General features: G+C 42.2%; 18 protein-coding genes. 17 read left to right on the top strand and 1 reads right to left on the bottom strand.

The annotated features are described in order from the left end of the window. Positions 1–227 precede the first annotated feature (227 nt). The 17 genes from NFR98_RS07045 to iolI all read left to right on the top strand — a co-directional run bounded on the left by NFR98_RS07045 (position 228) and on the right by iolI (position 21,164). A complete protein-coding gene (locus tag NFR98_RS07045; protein WP_251459872.1) occupies positions 228–1,637 on the top strand; it encodes a C40 family peptidase in 1,410 nt (469 codons plus the stop codon). Between the two features lie 298 nt (positions 1,638–1,935). Further along, entirely contained in the window at positions 1,936–3,411 is a 1,476-nt protein-coding gene (locus NFR98_RS07050; protein WP_017552312.1) for a CoA-acylating methylmalonate-semialdehyde dehydrogenase, read from the top strand. Between the two features lie 75 nt (positions 3,412–3,486). Further along, on the top strand, positions 3,487–4,305 hold the full coding sequence (gene iolB / locus NFR98_RS07055; protein WP_026104686.1) for a 5-deoxy-glucuronate isomerase: 819 nt from the start codon (positions 3,487–3,489) through the stop codon (positions 4,303–4,305). A gap of 23 nt (positions 4,306–4,328) precedes the next feature. Then, positions 4,329–5,327: a 5-dehydro-2-deoxygluconokinase gene (iolC, locus tag NFR98_RS07060; RefSeq protein ID WP_017552314.1), complete on the top strand. Its 999-nt coding sequence runs from the start codon at positions 4,329–4,331 to the stop codon at positions 5,325–5,327. 15 nt (positions 5,328–5,342) lie between these two features. Next, positions 5,343–7,253 (top strand): 3D-(3,5/4)-trihydroxycyclohexane-1,2-dione acylhydrolase (decyclizing), encoded by a 1,911-nt coding sequence (gene iolD / locus NFR98_RS07065; protein ID WP_017552315.1) that lies wholly within the window; start codon positions 5,343–5,345, stop codon positions 7,251–7,253. A gap of 29 nt (positions 7,254–7,282) precedes the next feature. Then, positions 7,283–8,161, top strand: a complete 879-nt coding sequence (fba, locus tag NFR98_RS07070) for a class II fructose-1,6-bisphosphate aldolase (RefSeq protein WP_017552316.1) — start codon at positions 7,283–7,285, stop codon at positions 8,159–8,161. A gap of 57 nt (positions 8,162–8,218) precedes the next feature. Then, a complete protein-coding gene (locus tag NFR98_RS07075; RefSeq protein WP_017552317.1) occupies positions 8,219–9,439 on the top strand; it encodes an MFS transporter in 1,221 nt (406 codons plus the stop codon). A 286-nt stretch (positions 9,440–9,725) separates the two neighbouring features. After that, a complete protein-coding gene (locus NFR98_RS07080) occupies positions 9,726–11,144 on the top strand; it encodes a sugar porter family MFS transporter (protein WP_017552318.1) in 1,419 nt (472 codons plus the stop codon). Positions 11,145–11,186: 42 nt separating this feature from the next. After that, complete coding sequence (locus NFR98_RS07085) at positions 11,187–12,110, top strand: sugar phosphate isomerase/epimerase family protein (protein ID WP_017552319.1); 924 nt, start codon at positions 11,187–11,189, stop codon at positions 12,108–12,110. A 16-nt stretch (positions 12,111–12,126) separates the two neighbouring features. Beyond that, on the top strand, positions 12,127–13,305 hold the full coding sequence (locus tag NFR98_RS07090; protein ID WP_251459886.1) for a Gfo/Idh/MocA family protein: 1,179 nt from the start codon (positions 12,127–12,129) through the stop codon (positions 13,303–13,305). Between the two features lie 253 nt (positions 13,306–13,558). Further along, the gene (locus tag NFR98_RS07095; RefSeq protein ID WP_017552321.1) at positions 13,559–14,500 is read left to right on the top strand and encodes a sugar phosphate isomerase/epimerase family protein; all 942 of its coding nucleotides are present in this window, start codon (positions 13,559–13,561) and stop codon (positions 14,498–14,500) included. A 27-nt stretch (positions 14,501–14,527) separates the two neighbouring features. After that, the gene (locus NFR98_RS07100) at positions 14,528–15,706 is read left to right on the top strand and encodes a Gfo/Idh/MocA family protein (RefSeq protein WP_071452137.1); all 1,179 of its coding nucleotides are present in this window, start codon (positions 14,528–14,530) and stop codon (positions 15,704–15,706) included. 38 nt (positions 15,707–15,744) lie between these two features. Next, complete coding sequence (iolE, locus tag NFR98_RS07105) at positions 15,745–16,653, top strand: myo-inosose-2 dehydratase (protein ID WP_017552322.1); 909 nt, start codon at positions 15,745–15,747, stop codon at positions 16,651–16,653. 36 nt (positions 16,654–16,689) lie between these two features. Then, entirely contained in the window at positions 16,690–18,120 is a 1,431-nt protein-coding gene (locus NFR98_RS07110) for a sugar porter family MFS transporter (protein WP_251459873.1), read from the top strand. Between the two features lie 224 nt (positions 18,121–18,344). Beyond that, positions 18,345–19,379 carry a bifunctional inositol 2-dehydrogenase/D-chiro-inositol 1-dehydrogenase gene (gene iolG, locus NFR98_RS07115; protein ID WP_026104688.1) on the top strand — a complete coding sequence of 345 codons (1,035 nt, stop codon included), beginning with the start codon at positions 18,345–18,347 and terminating at the stop codon, positions 19,377–19,379. Between the two features lie 26 nt (positions 19,380–19,405). Beyond that, the gene (locus tag NFR98_RS07120; RefSeq protein WP_017552325.1) at positions 19,406–20,284 is read left to right on the top strand and encodes a sugar phosphate isomerase/epimerase family protein; all 879 of its coding nucleotides are present in this window, start codon (positions 19,406–19,408) and stop codon (positions 20,282–20,284) included. 25 nt (positions 20,285–20,309) lie between these two features. Further along, positions 20,310–21,164 carry a 2-keto-myo-inositol isomerase gene (iolI, locus tag NFR98_RS07125; RefSeq protein WP_251459874.1) on the top strand — a complete coding sequence of 285 codons (855 nt, stop codon included), beginning with the start codon at positions 20,310–20,312 and terminating at the stop codon, positions 21,162–21,164. A gap of 223 nt (positions 21,165–21,387) precedes the next feature. Here the strand turns inward: iolI and NFR98_RS07130 are convergent, their stop codons facing one another. Continuing rightward, a complete protein-coding gene (locus NFR98_RS07130) occupies positions 21,388–22,152 on the bottom strand; it encodes a DeoR/GlpR family DNA-binding transcription regulator (RefSeq protein WP_251459876.1) in 765 nt (254 codons plus the stop codon). Positions 22,153–22,281 lie beyond the last annotated feature (129 nt).

Consider the following 22,281-nt stretch of genomic DNA (forward strand, 5'->3'; position numbering starts at 1 on the left):
TTGTGGATTGAATACAATTGTGACCTTTTTCCTATATAAATTGGTTTTATCACAACTATATTCCTAAAATGGTAAATTTTCTATGAGATTACAGTTGAATTACGTTTTCATAGAATGATTGAAAGTGGCAATATATTTTTTTAAAATAGGGTTTGTGAGTGAAACAAACCATGACCCTTAATATATAGCCAATGAAAATTTTTTTAAACATCCAGGAGGTTTCAATCTTGACTCGAAAAAAAGTATTGTCTGTTACAGCCGGCATGACATTAGCGTCTTTAATTGTAGGTTCTGCATCAACGGAAGCAGCTACATACACGGTCAAAAAAGGAGATTCGTTGTGGAAAATATCCCAACAATATCACACAACGGTTTCCCAAATTAAAAATGATAACCATCTGACAGGCGATATTATTTATCCGAATCAGAAATTTAAGGTGCCGTCTCAAACACCAAAAAAATATAAAATTGTATCAGGAGACACGCTTTCCGGCATTGCCAAAAAATACGGTGTCAAAGTATCTCAACTGAAAGAGTGGAACAACTTAAGATCTGATTTAATTTATGCCGGAGATACCCTGAAAATTAACAGTTCTTCCGCTACGGTCAGCAGCACTGCCAATAGCACTGCGAATAGTACTTCAAACAGTACTGCAAATAGTAATTCCAATAGCACTGCCAATAACAGCACTGCCAACAGCAGTACTGCAAACAACACCGCCAAAAGTGCTGCAACGCAAAAAAGCACTGCGCCAAACGGCACCTATCAAATTGTGAAAGGCGACACGCTTTCCGGCGTTGCGCAAAAATTCGGCGTGACCGTTTCTCAATTGAAAGAATGGAACCATTTAAGCTCTGATTGGATTGTTGCCGGCAGTGCTTTAAAAGTGGACGGCCCATCCAGTGCGGCAAGCAGCTCGAATGGAAGCAGCACGCAATCCAATCAATCGTCTGGCGCCACAAGCAGCTCTTCTAACGCAGGAAGCGCAAGTTCACAGACAAGCGGCTCGTCCAGCACGCAAAGCAGTTCGTCCAACAATTCGGGCAGCACAACCAACAGCACGCAATCCAGTCAATCGTCCAATGCTCAAAGCAGTTCACAAGCAAGCGGCTCAACCAGCAGCTCACAATCCAGTCAGTCGTCCAGTGCTCAAAGCAATTCGTCTAACGCTGGAAGCAGCTCATCCAGCTCTGCAAGCACAAGCAGCTCACAAGCAAGCAGCTCAAGAGCAGTTTCTAAAAACACGGTATCATCAAGTTCAAATTCGGGCTCTTACAGCGGGTCCGCAGTGGCGCAAATTGCACAAAAATACATCGGCGCACCGTACCGTTTTGGCGGAACTACGCCATCCGGATTTGACTGCAGCGGCTTCGTATTCTATGTATACAATCAGGCCGGCAAATCCATTGGCCGCCAGACTGCAGCAGGGTACTATGGCAGCTCTTACCAAGTAAGCAGCCCGCAGCCGGGAGATCTTATCTTCTTCCAAGATACCTATAAAAGCGGCATCTCGGATGTCGGCATCTATCTCGGAAACAACCAGTTTATCTCTGATTCAGACAAGAGCGTCTCAATAAAAAGTTTAAGCAACCCTTATTGGAAATCTCATTTCAACAGCATCAGGAGATTCTATTAAGGTGAAAAAAGTCGGCGGTATGCCGGCTTTTTTCATACCCTTTTATTCTCCCGTTTTACAACCTAAGGCGGCCCACTTTAAAATGCCCCTCACCGTGCTTTTCTCAATAAAAATAACTTATTTTTCGCATAAAAGGGTTGACTGAAAGCGTTTTTGGTATTAAGATGTAATCAATATAACCAAAAGATAACCAAAACATGATAAAGAAAATAGGCCGTGTCAAATGGTTATCGTGCTGAAGCGCCCGGGGTTTTAATAGTATGAAATCATATTTGCTTTATAAATGAGGAGGATGGAGATGTCAGAAGCAACGGTAAGTGTGGAAAAACTAAAGAATTACATAAACGGTGAATGGGTCGAAAGCAAAACGTCACAGTTCGAAGCTGTATATAATCCGGCAACTGAAGAAATTATTGCACGCGTTCCGATTTCAACAAAAGAAGAAGTGGATGAAGCTGTCCGGGCAGCGGCGAAAGCGTTTGAAACATGGAAAAATGTTCCGGTTCAAAAACGGGCTCGGATTCTATTTCACTTCCATCAATTATTGCAAGAAAACAAGAATGAACTTGCGAGAATTATTACCATCGAAAATGGCAAAAATCTCACGGAAGCGCTGGGGGAAGTTGGCCGCGGGATCGAAAATGTCGAGTTTGCATGCGGTGCCCCGACTTTAATGATGGGTGATTCCTTGACGACAATCGCAACAGATGTTGAAGTGACAAACTACAGATATCCAATTGGGGTTGTCGGCGGGATTACACCGTTTAACTTTCCAATGATGGTCCCGTGCTGGATGTTTCCGGTTGCCATTGCGGTCGGCAATACATTCGTTTTAAAGCCGTCAGAAAGAACCCCATTATTAGCCCAGAAGTTAGCAGAACTGCTGGAAGAGGCTGGTCTTCCTAAAGGCGTATTCAATATTGTCCACGGCGCACATGACGTTGTAAACGGGTTGTGCGACCATCCGGCTGTGAAAGCCATTTCTTTCGTCGGCTCCCAACCGGTTGGAGAGTATGTGTACAAACGGGCAAGCCAAAATTTAAAAAGGGTCCAATGTCTGACTGGCGCAAAAAATCATTCCATTGTATTGAAAGATGCAGACTTAGAACATGCTGCAACAAATGTCCTTGCATCAGCTTTTGGCTCTGCGGGTGAACGTTGCATGGCATGCTCGGTTGTGACAGTTGAAGAAGAGGTTGCAGATGCATTTCTGGAAAAATTAGTGAAAAAAGCAAAAGAAATCAAAATGGGGAACGGGCTGGATGACGATGTCTTCCTCGGACCGGTCATCAGGGAACAAAACCACGTCCGTACGTTGGGCTATATCCAAAAAGGCATTAAAGAAGGGGCAACATTGGTATTGGATGGGCGTGAAAATGTGCTGGATAGAGGCTATTTTGTTGGCCCGACCATTTTTGACAATGCCACAACCGATATGTCCATTTGGAAAGATGAAATTTTTGCGCCTGTCCTATCCGTTATCCGCGTAAAAAATTTAAAAGAAGCGGTTGAAACTGCGAATAAGTCTGAATTTGCAAACGGTGCCTGCATTTATACATCCAATGCTTCGGCGATCCGTTATTTCCGTGAAAATATCGATGCAGGCATGTTGGGGATCAATTTAGGCGTACCGGCGCCAATCGCATTTTTCCCGTTCTCCGGATGGAAATCTTCTTTCTACGGCACCTTGCATGCAAACGGAAAAGACAGTGTCGATTTTTATACACGGAAGAAAGTCGTTACGGCAAATTACAAGGCACCTTCCTTTGAATAAGCGAATGGAACGATTACGCTGAGCCGCGGCTTTCGTAATCGTTCTCAAAGATGATGGTTGGGGGATGATTTGAAAGTGAGCAAATTGTTACGGAAACCGGATGCAGTAGAAATTTCACCAGGTGTTAAGATCCTTCATGAGGTGACAAGTGAAAATTCACCGTTAGAATATGTCGGATTGAAAGTTCTAGAGGTAGAACCCGGGGCCCGCTACGAGGAAAATTTAGGAAAGTGGGAGTGCGGGATTGTCGCCCTCACCGGAAAAATCAATGTGGAAGCTGACGGGGAAAGATTTGAAAACATTGGCACAAGAGAAAGCGTTTTCGAAAGGAAGCCAACGGACAGTGTTTACGTTTCAAACGACAAGTCTTTTAGAATTGAAGCCGCAACAAAGGCGCGTATCATTCTCTGCTACGCACCATCCGAAAAACAGCGGCCAACAAGGCTGATAAAAGCGGAAGAAAACAGTGTCGAACACCGCGGCAAGTACAACAACAAAAGATTGGTCCATAATATTTTGCCTGATTCGGACCCATCTGCAAACAGCTTGCTGTTAGTTGAAGTCTATACAGAAAGTGCGAACTGGTCCAGTTATCCGCCACATAAGCATGACCAGGATAACTTGCCTGATGAATCTTTTCTGGAAGAGACCTATTATCACGAAATCAATCCAAAACAAGGCTTTGTCTTCCAACGCGTCTATACAGATGACCGTTCCCTTGATGAAACGATGGCAGTAGAAAATGGCGATGTCGTTCTCGTTCCAGCCGGCTACCATCCTGTTGCGGTTCCGGACGGTTACGAATCCTACTATTTTAATATTATGGCAGGGCCAAAACGCCTGTGGAAATTTTATAATGAACCGGCACATGAATGGATCCTGGAACGGAAGTAAAACAACGGGGGTGTTGAACACAAATGGGAGCTGACTTAAATTTGCAAGCAGAATTTGACATCATTGCGATTGGCCGTGCCTGCATCGATTTAAATGCAGTGGAATATAACCGGCCGATGGAAGAAACGATGACGTTCCGGAAATACGTTGGCGGTTCTCCGGCGAATATTGCGATCGGGATTTCAAGGCTCGGGCTTAAAGCTGGTTTTATCGGCAAATTGTCGGATGATCAGCACGGGCGCTTTATTCAACAGTATATGGCGGATGCCGGTGTGGATACTTCGCATATGGTGATTGACCATGAAGGGCATAAAACGGGGCTCGCTTTTACGGAAATTAAAAGCCCGGAAGAATGCAGTATTTTGATGTACCGTGATGAAGTTGCCGATCTGTTTTTGTATCCGTCTGAAGTCAGTGAAGCGTATATCAAAAGATCAAAAATCCTGTTGGTTTCCGGAACGGCCCTTGCAAAAAGCCCGTCTCGTGAAGCAGCATTAAAGGCAGTTCAATTGGCAAAGAAAAATAATGTAAAGGTTGTTTTTGAACTGGATTACCGTCCTTATACATGGGAATCTGAGGCAGAAACATCGGTGTATTATACGCTTGTGGCACAGCAGTCAGACATCGTTATTGGCACACGTGACGAATATGATGTCATGGAAAACCGGCAGAACACGAAGAACGAAAAGACCGTAAACCACTTATTTCAATATTCACCGGAATTGGTTGTCATAAAACATGGCGTAGAGGGGTCTTATGCCTATACAAAATCAGGAAAAATTTACAGGGGCAAAGCCTATAAAACGAAGGTATTAAAAACATTCGGTGCAGGCGACTCCTATGCCTCGGCATTTCTATATGCCCTCATCAAAGGAAGAGACATCGAAACGGCTCTGAAATATGGCAGCGCCTCTGCTGCAATTGTCGTCAGCAAGCACAGTTCATCAGAAGCGATGCCAACGGTGCAGGAAATTGAAAAATTCATTTCAGAACGATCGGAAGAAAAAGTCGTAAATCGATAAAGGGTGAACATTTGCATGGGAAAAATACGGTTAACAACAGCACAGGCACTCATTAAGTTTTTAAATCAGCAATATCTCCATGTGGACGGCGAGGAATTTCCATTTGTAGAAGGAATTTTTACGGTTTTTGGCCATGGAAATGTACTGGGGATCGGCCAGGCGCTGGAACAGGACCCCGGCCACCTGAAAGTTTTCCAGGGAAAAAATGAACAAGGGATGGCACATGCAGCGATCGCTTACAGCAAGCAAATGTTGCGCCGGAAGATTTTTGCCGTCACGACCTCTGTAGGGCCGGGATCTGCCAATTTGGCGGCTGCAGCGGGCACTGCTTTAGCGAATAATATCCCTGTCCTGTTGATTCCAGGTGATACATTTGCAACGAGGCAGCCGGATCCGGTGCTCCAGCAAGTCGAGCATGAATATAGCCTCGCCGTCACAACCAATGATGCATTAAAGCCGGTATCCCGCTATTGGGACCGGGTTACACGCCCGGAGCAATTGATGTCCACTTTAATTCGTGCATTCGAAGTGATGACAGATCCGGGGAAAGCCGGGCCGGCCACTATCTGCATTGCCCAGGATGTAGAAGGGGAAGCATTTGATTTCGATGAACAATTCTTTAGAAAAAGGGTTCACTACTTGGATCGGAAAGCGCCGTCCGAACGGGAATTAAAAGGCGCCGCCGCGTTAATCAGAGCAAGCAAGAAGCCGCTCATCCTTGTTGGGGGAGGCGCGAAATACGCCGGCGCACGCGATATTTTAATGGAAATTTCCGAAAGGCACAATATCCCGCTCGTTGAAACACAGGCAGGGAAAGCAACGGTTGAGTGCACGTTCAAAAATAATTTAGGCGGCATGGGCATTACAGGAACGCTTGCAGCAAATAAAGCGGCACGCCAGGCGGATTTAGTAATCGGCATTGGCACCCGTTATACCGATTTCGCGACATCCTCAAAAACAGCATTTGATTTTGAAAAAGCAAGATTTTTAAATATCAATGTGAGCCGCATGCAGGCATACAAGCTGGATGCATTCCAGGTTGTGGCCGACGCAAAAACAACTTTAGAGCAACTGGCACCGCTTTTGGTAGGGTATGAAAGCGAGTTTGGCTCCACCATTGCGGAATTAAAAAATGAATGGGAGGCTGAGCGTAAACGTTTAAGCCAGATCACCTTCTCCCGTGAAAATTTTGTTCCGGAAATTAAACATCATTTTACACAGGAAACGCTGAATGAATACGCAGATACGTTAAACACAGAACTGGCCCAAACCACTGCGCTGATTGCCGTAAACGATGCGGTCGATCCTGAAAGCATCATCATTACTTCAGCGGGCTCGCTTCCGGGGGACGTGCAACGCATTTGGAATTCAACTGTGCCGAATACGTACAACGTCGAATACGGGTATTCGTGCATGGGTTATGAAGTATCAGGCGCGCTCGGGATTAAACTGGCAGCGCCGGATAAAGAAGTGTATTCGCTTGTCGGGGACGGCAGTTTTCTCATGCTGCACTCTGAGCTTGTTACCGCTATTCAATACGGCAAAAAAATTAATGTTGTGCTGTTTGATAACTCGGGATTTGGCTGCATCAATAACTTGCAAATGGATAATGGCGGGGATTCCTATTTTACGGAATTCAGGACGCATGATAACAAAATTTTAAATATCGATTATGCAAAAGTTGCTGAAGGGTACGGTGCAAAAACATACCGCGTCCATACGCTTGAACAGCTGAAAGAAGCCATTGAAGATGCAAAGAAACAACGGGTTTCAACGCTGATTGAGATAAAAGTGCTGCCTAAGACGATGACGGACGGTTATGAAAGCTGGTGGAATGTGGGGGTTGCAGAGGTATCGGAAAAAGAAAGCATTCAAAAAGCCTATCAGGAGAGGCAGCAAAAATTAGAAACAGCGAAACAGTATTAAAGGGCGTTTTATTTTAAATGAAGTGAGGGATGAATTTGGCAGCAATCATTTCTTCAAAGGTTGTTTCCATGAAAGAGATGCTGGCTGCTGCAAAAGATGGGCAATATGCTGTTGGGGCATTCAATATGAACAGCTTTCAATGGGTTGAGGCCATTTTAGAAGCGGCAGAGGAAGAACAATCTCCCGTGATTGTAGCATCTTCCGACCGGCTTGTAGATCATCTTGGAGGATTCAAAACGATCGCGGCAATGGTGTATCGTATTGTGGAGGAAAAGAACATTACGGTCCCGGTGTCTTTGCATCTCGATCATGGCAAGTCAGTGGAACGATGCAAAGAGGCCATTGATGCCGGATACACGTCTGTGATGATTGATGGCTCACACCTGCCAATTGATGAGAATATTAAAATGACAAAAGAAGTAACAGATTATGCCCGTCTTCATGGTGTTTCCGTGGAAGCGGAAGTGGGCACTGTCGGCGGCAACGAGGATGGTATGATTGGTGGCATTCGATATGCAGACCCTGGGGAATGCCTTCGTATGGTAAAGGAAACAGGCATTGATGCCCTTGCCGCCGCGCTTGGATCCGTCCATGGACCGTATCAGGGCGAACCGAAATTGGGATTTGCCGAGATGAAAGAGATCGCAGCATTAACCAATGTTCCGCTTGTTTTACACGGCGGGTCCGGCATTCCCGATTACCAAATTCGAAAGGCAATCGAACTGGGCCACGCAAAAATCAATGTCAATACAGAATGCATGCAAGCTTGGGCGAAGGCAGTCCGTCATGTCCTGAACCACGATAAAGAACTGTATGATGTACGTGCCATTCTTTCACCTGGTAAAGAAGCCGTAAAACAAACCGTAAAACAAAAAATGAGAGAATTTATGTCAAGCAATCGGGTTTGAAGATGATGGAGGATGTCTTCAAACGGCATCCTCTGGTTTTAGAATGGGTGTGATCGTTTGGAAAAGATTCCGGGAAAGTATAAGTCTCTATTTATGATTGTTTCCTTTTTATTGTGGTTTCCGCATTTTGTTTACGTACCGGTGTTGTCGCCTTATATGGTATCAATTGGGGGGGATTATGCATTTATTGGAGTTATCTTGAGTAGTTACGGGCTGATGCAGTTTTTATGCAGGCTTCCGATTGGGGTATTTTCCGATTTGGTGAATTTAAGAAAACCCTTTATTGTTTTTGGTATGGTAATTAGCATGATCAGTTGTTCAATCTATCTACTTACTGAAAACATGTTTTTAATTTTGGCTGCCCGCACGCTTGCCGGGATGGCAGCTGCATCCTGGGTTGCATTTACTGTGCTGTATTCCAGCTATTTTAAAGGGGAAAAAGTGCACCGGTCAATGGGGAATATTTCGTTTATTGTAGTACTTGCACAATTTTTAGGAATGAGCCTTAGCGGGTTACTCGTTGATAAATGGGGCTGGAAGGCGCCATTTTGGCTTGCCGAAATTTTCAGCCTGCTGGGAATGGGCCTTTCTCTGTTTGTTGCGGAATCGAATCCGGAGAAAGAACGGGGCCCGGTTAAAATAAAAGAATTAGCGGAAGTCATTCGGGACCCATTGCTATTAAAAGTATCTCTTTTGTCCATCTTGGCCCACAGCATCATTTTTTCCACCATGTTTGGTTTTACGTCCCAATACGCTTTACAAATTGGTTTTAAAACAAGTGAACTTTTGTATATTGTTGCTGCTTTTATGGTGCCTCATGCTGCCGCAACCCTGTTTATGGGAGGGTACCTTGTACCGAAAATGGGTGAATGGCGATCCTTGCTTATCGCATATGCATCGGCCGCTTTGTTTACGCTCTGCTTCCCGTATGTCACGATTAAAGGATTATTTATTCTTCTCCAGGTCTGCAGCGGGTTTTCATTAGGATTGATCTTTCCACTATTACTGGGTATGTCTATTCAAAATATAGAGCCGGAGAAAAGGGCGACTGCAATGGGTGCTTACCAAGCAATATATGCAATCGGCATTTTTGCAGGACCGTTTTTTTCAGGGATCTTTAATTCAAATTATGGATTAAAAGCGGGTTTTTGGTTTGTAGGTTTCCTTGGGTTGGTGGCGTCTATTCTTGTTATGATTTTTTGGAAAAAAGAAGCAAAACGATTGCAGACTATAAAAATTTCTCATATGGTTGATATCCCGGAAAATCATAATGTTTAGTATTAGAAATAAGCATGATTTTCAAAATTTGAAAAGTAAAAAACTATTGACTAAAATCACGTTTGATTATAAACTGAATATAACCAAAATATTATCAATATATGATAATATTTTGGTTATATTTTCAGGTTAATGGTAAAGGCGGTGAGAAGATTTGGCTTATTATTAGTAAAAAGTTCCAATATCTAACAATAAATTAATAACCTAATCACCACTTTTATTTTTCAATGTAATTTAAGCGCTTACAATTTGGGAGTCTAGCAATAAATGATAAGGAGAGACGAACATGGAGAATAGCGGTGTTGCTGAGCATTCCTTACAAATTGAACAGGAGATAAAAAAAGATCCACATAAGGTTTTGAAGTTAATTACGACTGTATCTACTTTTGGCGGCTTATTATTTGGTTATGATACTGGTGTTATAAATGGAGCATTGCCATTTATGGCTCAACCTGATCAATTGAACTTAACGCCAATTACCGAAGGATTAGTGGCAAGTTCGTTAATTTTAGGTGCTGCTTTTGGTTCATTATTTGGCGGTCGTTTATCTGACCTTAAAGGACGCAGGCAGGCAATACTCTCTCTTGCAATCGTTTTTTTCTTTGCAACACTTGGTTGTGTATTTGCTCCAAATGCAACAGTAATGGTTATTTTTCGCTTTATTTTGGGGCTTGCCGTTGGTGGTGCTTCTGTTATTGTGCCTTCTTATCTTGCTGAAATGTCTCCTTCAAACCGGCGCGGTATGTTGGTAACTCGGAATGAATTGATGATTGTAACTGGCCAGTTTCTTGCATATGTTTTTAATGCAGTAATTGGAAGCGCTTTAGGAGACACGGGGCATGTATGGCGCTATATGTTAGTAGTGGCTACATTACCGGCTGTGGTTCTATGGGTTGGCGTCCTCATTTTGCCTGAAAGCCCCCGCTGGTTAGTATCCAAAGGAAAAATTGCTGAAGCCCTAAAAGTTCTGCAACAAATCCGTACCGAGGGTCTTGCTAAACAGGAATTAAATGAAATAAAAGAAAATATCGCCAAAGAAAAGAAAATAAGGGCAGCTAAGTTTAAAGATTTAGGTACTCCATGGATTCGGCGCATAGTTTTTATTGGCATAGGAGTTGGGGCAATCTCTCAGTTGGTCGGCATTAACTCCATCATGTATTACGGGACTCAAATACTTCAAAGCTCCGGTTTTGGGACAAAGGCATCGTTAATTGGAAATGTAGCAAACGGGTTAATTGCAGTGCTTGCAGTGATTGTTGGTATGTCCATTCTACAAAAAGTGAACAGGCGGAAAATGCTTCTAACTGGTTTAACGGGTGTAACAGTTGCGCTTATTACAATTGGAATTAGTAACCAAGTACTGGCTGGATCTCCCGCATTGCCTTATGTTGTGTTGTCCATGACACTTGTTTATTTAGCTTTCTTTCAAGGTGCAATTGGTCCGATGTCTTGGTTAATTCTTTCTGAAATTTTTCCTGCCCGTTTACGGGGCATGGGTATGGGAAGTGCAGTTCTGTTTTTATGGTTAAGTAACTTTTTAGTAGGCTTATTCTTTCCTGTGCTCTTAAACGGTGTGGGGCTATCTGGCACATTTTTCTTATTTTCAGCGTTTGGCATACTGGGCATTGTCATTATTGTAAAATTTTTGCCTGAAACAAGAGGGCTAACACTTGAACAAATAGAAGCAAATTTCAAGGCAATGTAAAGCAGGAGCTCCTATAAACGAGCACGAACGGGAGGTATTTTAATGAGCATAAAAATTTCAGGAGCGCCATGCTGCTGGGGGGTAGACGATCCGAAAAATCCTTATTTGCCGCCTTGGGAGACGGTTTTGTGCGAAGCAGCACAAGCAGGATACAAGGGCATTGAATTAGGCCCTTACGGTTATATACCGATGGATGTTGAAAGGGTTGGAGCCGAACTTTCCAAAAATAACTTAACGCTCATTGCTGGTACTATTTTTGACGATCTGGTCTCTGAATCGAATTTTAAAAATTTGCAAAAACAGGTGGATGATATTTGTTCTTTCATTACGAAACTTCCTTGTGCTGCCAGGGAAAAAGGGCAGAATTTTCCCACTCCCTATCTGGTTATCATTGATTGGGGACATAATGAAAGGGATTATGATGCTGGTCATCCGGAAAGGGCCCTTCGACTACCAAATAAAGATTGGGATAAAATGATGGCACATATCCGGTCATTGGCAGATCGAGCTTGGGAGAATTACGGGGTTCGCTCTGTTATTCATCCGCATGCCGGAGGATATATTGAATTCGAAGATGAAATCAACAGGCTATTACACGATATTCCTTACGAAACAGCAGGGCTTTGTCTGGATACAGGGCATTTATATTTTTCAAAAATGGATCCGCTTGAATGGCTGCAAAAATGTGCAGAAAGGCTGGACTATATTCATTTTAAAGATATTGACTTAAAGATTTATAACCAGGTAATGGAAGAACGGACTGGCTTTTTCGATGTGTGTGCTAAAGGTATGATGTGCCCTATTGGACAAGGTATTATTGATTATCAATCTATTCTCAGATTACTGAAGGAAATCAATTATCATGGATATATTACAATCGAACAAGAGCGGGACCCGAGAAATGCGAGTACAAGTTTGCAAGATGTGAAACAAAGCATAGATTACTTAGAAAGTGTGGGTTATTAAAACAAGCTTACGAGAAATGGGGGATACGGATGATTTACGGGGAAAAAATATAGACAGGCCAATCCGTTGGGCAATGGTTGGAGGCGGAAAAGGCAGCCAGATTGGCTATATTCATCGTTCAGCAGCATTACGTGACAATAATTTTCAACTTGTAGCAGGCGCCTTTGATATTGTTCCTGAACGGGGGAAGGAATTTGGAATGAAATTACAGGTTGATCCGGAGCGCTGTTATCCTGACTACAAAACCATGTTTGAAGAAGAGAGGAAGCGTGAAGATGGAATTGAAGCCGTTTCAATTGCAACACCAAATGGAACGCATTATGAAATCACAAAAGCAGCTCTATATGCGGGATTGCATGTAGTATGTGAAAAACCGTTATGTTTTACAACACAAGAGGCTGAAGAATTACGAAAGCTGGCAAAGGAAAAAAATCGTGTTGTAGGCATTACCTATGGTTATGCCGGGCATCAAATGGTTGAACAGGCACGGCAAATGATTGCGGGTGGAGATTTAGGGGAAATCAGAATTGTGAAAATGGAATTTGCACATGGTTTCCATTCAGAAGCTGTTGAAAAAGAAAATGAGAGTACAAAATGGCGCGTTGACCCAAAAATAGCTGGTCCAAGTTATGTTTTGGGTGACTTGGGAACTCATCCGATATACTTGTCTGAAGTTATCTTGCCGCAATTGAAAATAAAAAAATTAATGTGCACACGCCAAAGCTTCGTGAAAAGCCGGGCTCCACTTGAGGACAATGCATTCGCCATTATGGAATACGATAACGGGGCCATAGGCTATGTCTGGTCTTCTTGCGTTAATGCAGGATCGATGCACGGGCAAAAAATCCGCGTGGTTGGTTCAAAAGCCAGCTTAGAGTGGTGGGATGAGCAGCCAAATCAATTGCGTTACGAGATACAGGGAAAACCGGTACAAATTTTGGAGCGCGGAATGAACTATCTGTATCCTGAAGCCTTGGCCGACGACCGCATTGGTGGAGGGCACGCCGAGGGATTATTTGAATCTTGGTCAAATCTCTATGCCCGTTTTGCCATTGCCATGGATGCTGTAAATCGGGGAGAAACATTGGAAAATCTTTGGTATCCGGATATTAAAGCAGGGGTGAGTGGGGTCCGCTGGGTCGAGAACTGTGTCCGTTCTGCAGATAAGGGTGCTATTTGGGTTGAATATGAATAAGCAAAGCACGAAATCTTCAGGTATATCCTGAAGATTTTTTATTTGAAACACAAAAAAATTTAAAAATATATGGGAAATAGGATTGACTCCAAGTTCATTTTATAATAATATTTAATAAAAAGTTACTCAAAACATAATAACCATATAACCAATATCGTTCAAAGAATAGCACCAGTTTTACAGGCGTACAAGTTTTTCTCATCTGATTCCTTTTTTAAAATTCATTTTTATCAGACGACTTAAGGAGGCAGAAATGAAACTATCATTTGTTACAGACAGTCTGGGGCACTTGCCATTTGAAGAAATGTTGGATTACGTGGCTGCATTAGGAATTGAATACATTGAAATAACAACCGGAGGATGGTCAAAAGCGCCTCACCTTAATCTCGATGAATTGTTAACCAGTGACAGTCGAAGAAATGATTTTTTAAATGCTTTAGAGAGAAGAAATATCAAATTGTGTGCGTTAAACTGTTCGGGGAATCCGCTTGATCCTAGAGATTTAGGCAAGCGCCACCGCGAGATCACAGATAAGACAATAGAATTGGCACAATTGTTAGGGATCAAAAAAATTATTATGATGAGTGGGCTTCCAGCAGGTAGCCGGGATGATAAAGTTCCAAACTGGATTACATATACAGTAAGCTGGCCACCTGAATTAAAAGATATCTTGGAATACCAATGGAATGATGTAGCAATTCCTTACTGGAAAGATCTTGTAAAAAGAGCTGAGACTGCAGGTATTGAAAAAATTGCTTTGGAAAACTTCAGCTCACAGTTAGTCTACAATCCGGACACATTGTTTAAATTGAGAAATGCTGTAGGCCCAATGGTTGGATTGAATTTGGACCCCAGTCATCTGATTTGGATGGGAGCTGATCCTATTTTGGCAGCAAGGGAATTAGGGGACGCTATCCACCATGTTCATGGAAAGGATGTTCGAATTGAAAAAAATCTGGCCGCAGTTAACGGCGTTTTGGAAACCAAAGAAGTCGAAGATGTCGCTAACAGGGCCTGGAACTACGTTGCTGTAGGTTATGGACAAGATTTGCAATGGTGGAAAGAGTTCTTTTCTGTGTGCAAAATGATGGGGTATGATGGCGAGGTTTCTCTTGAGATGGAAGACTTAACGATGTCTGTGGAAGCAGGTATTAAAATGTCTGTGGAAGCGCTTAAACAAACACTTGTTTTTTAATAATCTAAAAGAATAGGAGGAGTCAAAATGTTGAATGGGGAAAAAAAGATTTCACGTCCGTTGCGTTGGGGAATGATTGGCGGCGGCAGGACCAGCCAGGTAGGTTACAAGCATCGGACAGGTGCGTTAAGGGATAATACTGCTTTTCAATTAGTGGCTGGTGCATTTGATGTTGATCCGGAAAGAGGTAAAGATTTCGGCGTAAACATTGGTGTTGATGAAAACAGATGTTATCCGGATTATAAAACGATGATAAAGGAAGAGGCAAAAAGAGAAGACGGTGTTGAAGTTGTTTCCATTGCGACCCCAAACGGTACACATTATGAAATCTGTAAGGCTGCATTGGAAGCTGGGCTTCACGTCATTTGTGAAAAGCCATTGTTCTTTACTTCAAAAGAAGGAAGAGAGATTAAAGACCTGGCCGAAAAAAACGGAAAAATTGTCGGTGTTACTTACGGTTTTTCTGGAAATCAAATGCTGCTACAAATGCGGGCAATGATCGAGCAAGGGAAAATTGGGGATATCAGAATTGTTGAGTTGCAATATACGCATGGTTTTAATGCTACTGATAAAGCGGAAAAAACAAGTGATGCGCAAAAGTGGAGAGTGGATCCAAAAGTTGCAGGTCCAAGTTTTGTTTTAGGTGATCTTTCCACCCATACGTACTATATGTCTCAACTGATTATGCCAAAAATGAAGATAAAAAAATTATTATGTGACAGACAAAGTTTTGTTGGGACAAGAGCACCGCTTGAAGATAACGCTTTCGTAATTATGCACTATGAAAATGGGGCGGTCGGAAGATTATGGACATCTTCAGTGAATGCAGGGTGTACGGATGGTCATAGAATCCGGATTGTTGGTTCAAAGGCGAGCCTTGAATGGTGGGACAGTAAATCAAATGAATTAAGATATGAAGTGCAAGGAGAACCGATTCAGACATTGATTCGTGGCATGTCTTATCTGGATGAACAATGTAATGCAGATGAACGCTTAGGTGCTTTGCATTCGGAAGGATTATCAGATGCATGGGCAAACATTTATTTGAAATTTGCGATTGCTATTGATGCTAAAAACAGAGATGACAGGGAAACTTTACGTAACTTGGTATATCCCGATATTGATGCCGGAATTGAAGGGATACGCTGGATAGAAAATTGTGTTCGTTCAGCGGAAAATGGCGCCAGTTGGGTGGATTTCGAATAGCGTGTTAGATAACTTGTTTCATCGAAGGGAGATCTTTTATGCAAAACATAAATAAAATTAAATTTGCCTGCGCCCCTATTGCCTGGACAAATGATGATATACCGGAGTTGGGAAAAGAGAATACATTTGAACAATGTATTAGTGAAATTGCACTAGCTGGATATACGGGAACTGAGATTGGCAATAAGTACCCGAAAGATCCCCAGGTTTTGAAAAGATATTTGGAAATACGCAATCTGGAAGTTGCGAGTGCATGGTTCAGCACTTTTTTAACAACAAAACCTTTCGAAGAAACGAAAGGAGCTTTTATCCAGCATCGTGATTTTTTACATGCAATGGGTGCAAAAGTGATTGTGGTCGCTGAGCAAGGACACAGCATTCAAGGCAAATTGGATGTGCCATTATTTCAAGAAAAACCAACTTTTACGGATGCGGAATGGGGCCTTTTAATAAATGGTTTGGAAGAGTTAGGAAAGCTGGCCCAAGAAAAAGGAATGGAGATTGTTTATCATCACCATATGGGAACAGGAGTGCAGACGACTGAAGAGATTGATTGCTTAATGGAAAATACATCTTCTGAAAAAGTGTCTTTGTTGTTTGATACTGGACACCTCGTATTATCAGGGGAAAATCCACTGGATATTTTTCAAAAGTATAAATCGAGGATTAAGCATATCCATTTTAAAGATGTAAGGGCGAGCGTTGCGCAAGAAATAAAAGAACAGGGAGACAGTTTTCTTGCAGGTGTCATAAAAGGGGCTTTTACAGTACCGGGAGATGGCATGATTGATTTTCGTCCAATTATGGAAGCTATTATTGAAAGCGGATACGAAGGCTGGATTGTTGTCGAAGCGGAACAGGATCCGGCTAAAGCCAATCCATTCGAATATGCCTTAAAAGGCAGAAAATATATAGAGACGTTAATACCCCGGGCAGAGCTGGTTTAACCGGTTAGAAAAATTACGTATGGGGGATGGTAGAAAATGAGTAATCAAAGTACAGGCAACGCAAAAAGGATGTTAAAAAAGATTACGGTCATTTCGACATTTGGCGGTTTGCTTTTCGGTTATGACACAGGCGTTATTAACGGTGCATTGCCTTATATGGCGCGTAAGGATGAGCTGAATTTAACGCCAGTGACTGAAGGCTTTGTGACAAGTTCCCTTCTTTTTGGAGCAGCATTAGGAGCCGTCTTTGGCGGGCGTTTATCAGACCGGTTCGGACGCAGGAAAATGATCCTGAATCTTGCCTTGATCTTTTTTCTTGCCGCACTTGGTTGTACATTTGCACCCAATGCAGGCGTTATGATTCTTTTTAGATTTTTATTGGGGCTTGCAGTAGGTGCAGCTTCCGTAATGGTTCCTTCATTTTTGGCAGAAATGGCCCCTGTTGAAACAAGAGGGAGAATGGTCACACAAAATGAATTGATGATTGTTTCCGGACAATTATTAGCCTTCATTTTCAATGCCATTTTAGGAACAACGATTGGCCAGGAAGCTGCACATGTATGGCGCTATATGCTGGCAATTGCTACACTCCCTGCTGTAATTTTGTGGTTTGGTATGTTAATCGTGCCAGAAAGCCCGCGCTGGCTTGCTTCAAAAGGAAAAATTGGCGAAGCACTTCGTATTTTAAAAGAAATTCGGACTCAGAACCGTGCCGAAATCGAGTTAAAAGAAATCGAAGAGAATCTTGCACAAGAATCAGAGCTTGAAAGGGCGACATTTCGCGATTTAAGCATACCGTGGATCCGCCGTATTGTATTTATTGGCATTGGAATTGGTGTTGTACAACAAGTTACGGGTGTGAACTCTATTATGTATTACGGTACGCAAATTCTTCAACAATCCGGGTTTTCTACAAATGCTGCACTTGTTGGAAATATTGCCAATGGGATCATTTCTGTTTTAGCCACATTTGTCGGGATTTGGCTGTTAGGAAAAGTTGGAAGGCGGCCAATGTTAATGACCGGATTAACTGGAACAACCGCTTCACTTACCTTAATCGGGATTTTCTCTATTGTTTTTCATGGTTCTTCAGTTCTTCCGTATGCTGTTCTGGCAATGACCGTTACTTTCCTTGCATTTCAGCAGGGGGCTATATCTCCTGTAACTTGGCTCATGTTATCGGAAATATTCCCGCTGAAATTAAGAGGACTTGGGATGGGTGTTACCGTATTTTGCTTATGGATTACAAATTTCCTTGTTGGATTTTTCTTCCCGATTTTATTAAATGCAGTCGGGTTGTCGACTACATTTTTTATCTTCGCTGTTCTTGGTGTTGGGGCAATTACTTTCGCGAAAAAATGCCTACCTGAAACAAAAGGGAAATCACTGGAACAGCTGGAGAGCCATTTCAGGAATTTTGGCCATAAAGAAAGCGGTACTGTAATAGAGGCCGTGAAGGAGGTGTAGAAGAATTTCGCGTCAGGAAGGAAGTAAGCGCTTTATTGTAATAAATTGTTTTATAGTTTAGAATAATAATATAAATAGGAACGGATATGTTAAGCGGTAGATTTTCAAACATATAGATCTGCCATTAAAAAAACAACATATGTACGGAGCTCCAACAATATGATTTACACCAGGCAATGTTCGATGCTCCGTACACAAATTCCATTCAAGGAGGAAAAATGAAAATGGTTTTACGTATTGGTGTCGTTGGTACAGGGGCAATCGGACGCGAGCATATTAACAGAATTACAAATAAACTATCCGGTGGGAAAATTGTGGCCGTTACAGATGTGAACAAGGTTGCAGCAAAACAAACAGTCGAACAATACCAATTGGATGCAGCGATTTATCCTGATGATACAGCGCTGATTGCTGATCCGAATGTGGATGCGGTTGTTGTTACAAGCTGGGGCCCGGCACATGAATCGACCGTGCTTGCTGCAATTAAAGCCGGGAAATTCGTGTTTTGTGAAAAACCGCTGGCGACGAGTGCAGAAGGCTGCAAAAGAATTGTTGAAGCGGAAATGAAGCATGGCAAAAAATTGGTGCAAGTTGGGTTTATGCGCCGTTATGACAGTGGTTATATTCAATTAAAGAAAACAATTGAAAATAACGAAATTGGCGAGCCGCTCATGATCCGGGCTGCACACCGGAATCCGACAGTGAACGAAAATTATACGACGGATATGGCAGTCACCGATACATTGATTCATGAAATTGATGTCCTGCACTGGTTAGTTGATGATGATTATAAATCCGTTCAAGTCCTATTTCCGAGGAAAACGAAATATGCACATAGCAATCTACAAGATCCCCAACTGTTCACTATTGAAACCAATAAAGGTATTGTCATGAACGTTGAAGTATTTGTCAATTGCAAGTACGGCTACGATATCCAGTGCGAAGTAGCAGGGGAAGAGGGGATTGCCAAATTGCCGGAATTTCCAAGTGTTGTTGTGCGGAAAGATGAAAAATTAAGTACCGGGATTTTAAACGATTGGAAATATCGATTTATGGGGGCTTACAACGTGGAAATTCAGGATTTTATTGATTCTGTTACAAAGAACGGAGAACCGCAGGGACCGACAGCCTGGGATGGATATATCGCAGCTGTAACGTCCGATGCCTGCGTGAAGGCACAGGTTTCAGGCGAAAAAGAAACCATTGCACTTCCGGAAGCACCGGAATTTTACCGCAACCATGCAAAACTCAGTGTTTGATACATTTGGAGAAAGGAGAATGTAACATGCGTTTAGCTTATGATCCATCACATTATCGTGATAATACCAATTTAAAAGATACAATCGATGCCGTTGCGAGATTGGGATATGAATGGGTGGAATTATCCCCCCGTAAAGACTTTATCTGGTTCTATGAATATCCGAAAGTGGATAAACAACTGATCAAAGATTTGAAAAGATATTGCACAGATGCAGGCGTCAAAATTTCATCCGTACTTCCGGTCCAACAATGGTCCTCACCGAATGAAGAAGAGCGGCAGGCAGCCGTAAGAAATTGGAAACGCTGTATAGAAATTACTTCCGAGCTTGAAGTCGACTTAATGAACACAGAATTTAGCGGAGACAAAAGCCGGCCGGTTGAAAGTGAGGCTGCTTTTGTGAAGTCTATGGAAGAACTAATGCCGGTCTTTGAAAAAGAAGGTATTAAATTGAATATACAGGCTCATCCGAATGACTTTATTGAGTTGAATACAGAAGCTATCCGGATGATTCGTGCCTTGGATAAAGAATGGATCAAACTGGTCTATTCTGTACCACATGCTTTCTATTATGATGACGGGATTGGTGATGTCACCAAACATATTGATGAAGCAGGCGATCTGTTGGCACATGTGCTCATTGCGGACACGATGAACCATAAAGCGGCATTTGGCCTAAGGTATATCATTAACCCGCCAGGTGCGAATGTCACGATTCACCAGCATTTAAATCCTGGTGAAGGAGAAGTGAATTTTGATGCACTGTACCGGAAATTAAGAGAAATCAAATTCGATGGCATCATTACAAATGCAGTATTTGCTTACCCGGATAAACCGGAATGGTCTAATGAAGTAACACTGAACTCAATTAAAAACGGATTGAAAGACTTAGTCAGCAGTATCTAAAATTCTGTTTTTGGAGATGATCAAAATGAAATTGTCTTTTAATGAGGCGACAACGCTGAAAAACTCCAATCTTGAAAAGGACTTGGAGCTCTGTGAAAAGCTAGGCTATGATTATATCGAAATTCGTACGGAGGATAAATTGCCTGAGTATCTTGAACATCATTCAATCGAGGATCTGGCAGATTACTTTAGAACACATCACATTAAGCCGCTCGCACTAAACGCGCTGATATTTTTCAATAACCGTGATGAAAAAGGCCATGAAGAGATCATCCGCGAATTTAAAGATATGCTGGAAAAGGGGAAGAAAATAGGCATCCAATATATTGTTGCAGTGCCGCTTGTCACAGAGGAAAAAATCCTTAAAAAAGACATTAAAGACAGTTGTGTCAAGGTACTGACGGAACTGTCAGATCTTGCAAAACCGTATGACATCAAAATTGCAGTAGAGTTTATCGGACATCCGCAATGTACCGTAAATACATTCAGCCAGGGATACGACATTGTTCAGGCTGTTGACTGTGACAATGTCGGCCTCGTTCTGGATTGCTTCCATTTCCATGGTATGGGTTCTCGCTTGGATGACCTGAAAAAAGCGGACGGTTCCAAAATCTTCATTTTACATATCGATGATACAGAAGATTTTCCGATCGGCTATTTAACAGATGAAGACCGCGTCTGGCCGGGGCAGGGGGCAATCGATTTAGATGGTATATTATCTGTACTGAAAGAGATTGGCTATTCGGGTGTTGTGTCGGTGGAATTGTTCAGGCCGGAATATTATCAGCTGGATGCTGAAGAAACAATAAAAACAGCAAAAGAAACCACATTAACAGTTGTTTCAAAGTACTTTGAAGTAGAGACAGCAGGAGTGAACTAAGGGGGAAGGGGCTATCCCAAAAGTCGTTAAATGGCTGGCGGGAGCCCCTTAATTTTGTGCATGATACAGTTGGTTGTTTATGATCGTGAATTTTAGTCACCACTTCTCACAAGAGTTACATGAATTTCACGAGGATCAATGCATGAGCTAAATAAAGAGGCTTTTGGGACAGCCCCTAAAAAAGCGATTCAAAAAAAGATGATTTTTTAGGCGGCTCCATTGTCTATTTGGCAATAACAAGTTTATGACGAGTACTGTTAAAATAATCTTGGTAGGTTTTGTTAGGAAGCTGATCGGTTATCAGGACATCGATCTCATCCAAACTGCAATACGTCATCAACCCATATTTATCAAATTTGTCATGGTCAACCAATAAGAATACTTGTGAACTTCTGTTTACAATCGAAGTTTTTAATTCACTTTCAATGGGGGATGCGTTGGTGACCCCGTTTGTAAGCGAAACCCCGGTGGACGCCATAAAGGCTTTGTTGATGTTATAGGCATTCAGCATATCCAAGTATTTAATGCTTCCGAACGAGTTTGTTTTTCTTTCAAGGATGCCGCCAGGCGAAATGATAGTTAAGTTTTCATAAGGGAGCGCCCTGACGATAAAATCGAGATTATTGGTAAGGACCGTAACCTGTTTTTCTTTTATATATTCGATCATTTCAATGGTTGTCGTGCCCGAATCGATAAAGATAATGTCCTCGTCATTGACAAAACTTGCCGCCGTTTTCCCGATTAATTTCTTTTCAGCTTGATTCCGCACCTGGCGTTCATGAAAAGACTCTAAAGAAGCCCGCTTCTCATCTTTGACAGTTACCCCGCCGTAAACCTTTTTTATATTTCCTTTTTCGACAAGTTCCTGGACATCCCGCCGAATTGTATTTTTAGAGACTTGAAATACTTCCATCAGCTTGTCTAAAGAGACAGATTTGTGTTCGAGAATATACGCCTCAATTTTATGGATTCTTTCTTCTTTAATCATTCCTTCTTCATCCTTTGTTTTGATAGACTCGTGTAACAGACGAATTCAACTGTTTATATTTTACCAATAAATCATCAAAAGTTCACCATGTATTTGAAAGTTAAACGCAGTAATTTACAGATAAAGATT

This window comes from Weizmannia agrestimuris (assembly GCF_943193165.1).
Lineage (GTDB): Bacteria > Bacillota > Bacilli > Bacillales > Bacillaceae_C > Weizmannia > Weizmannia faecalis.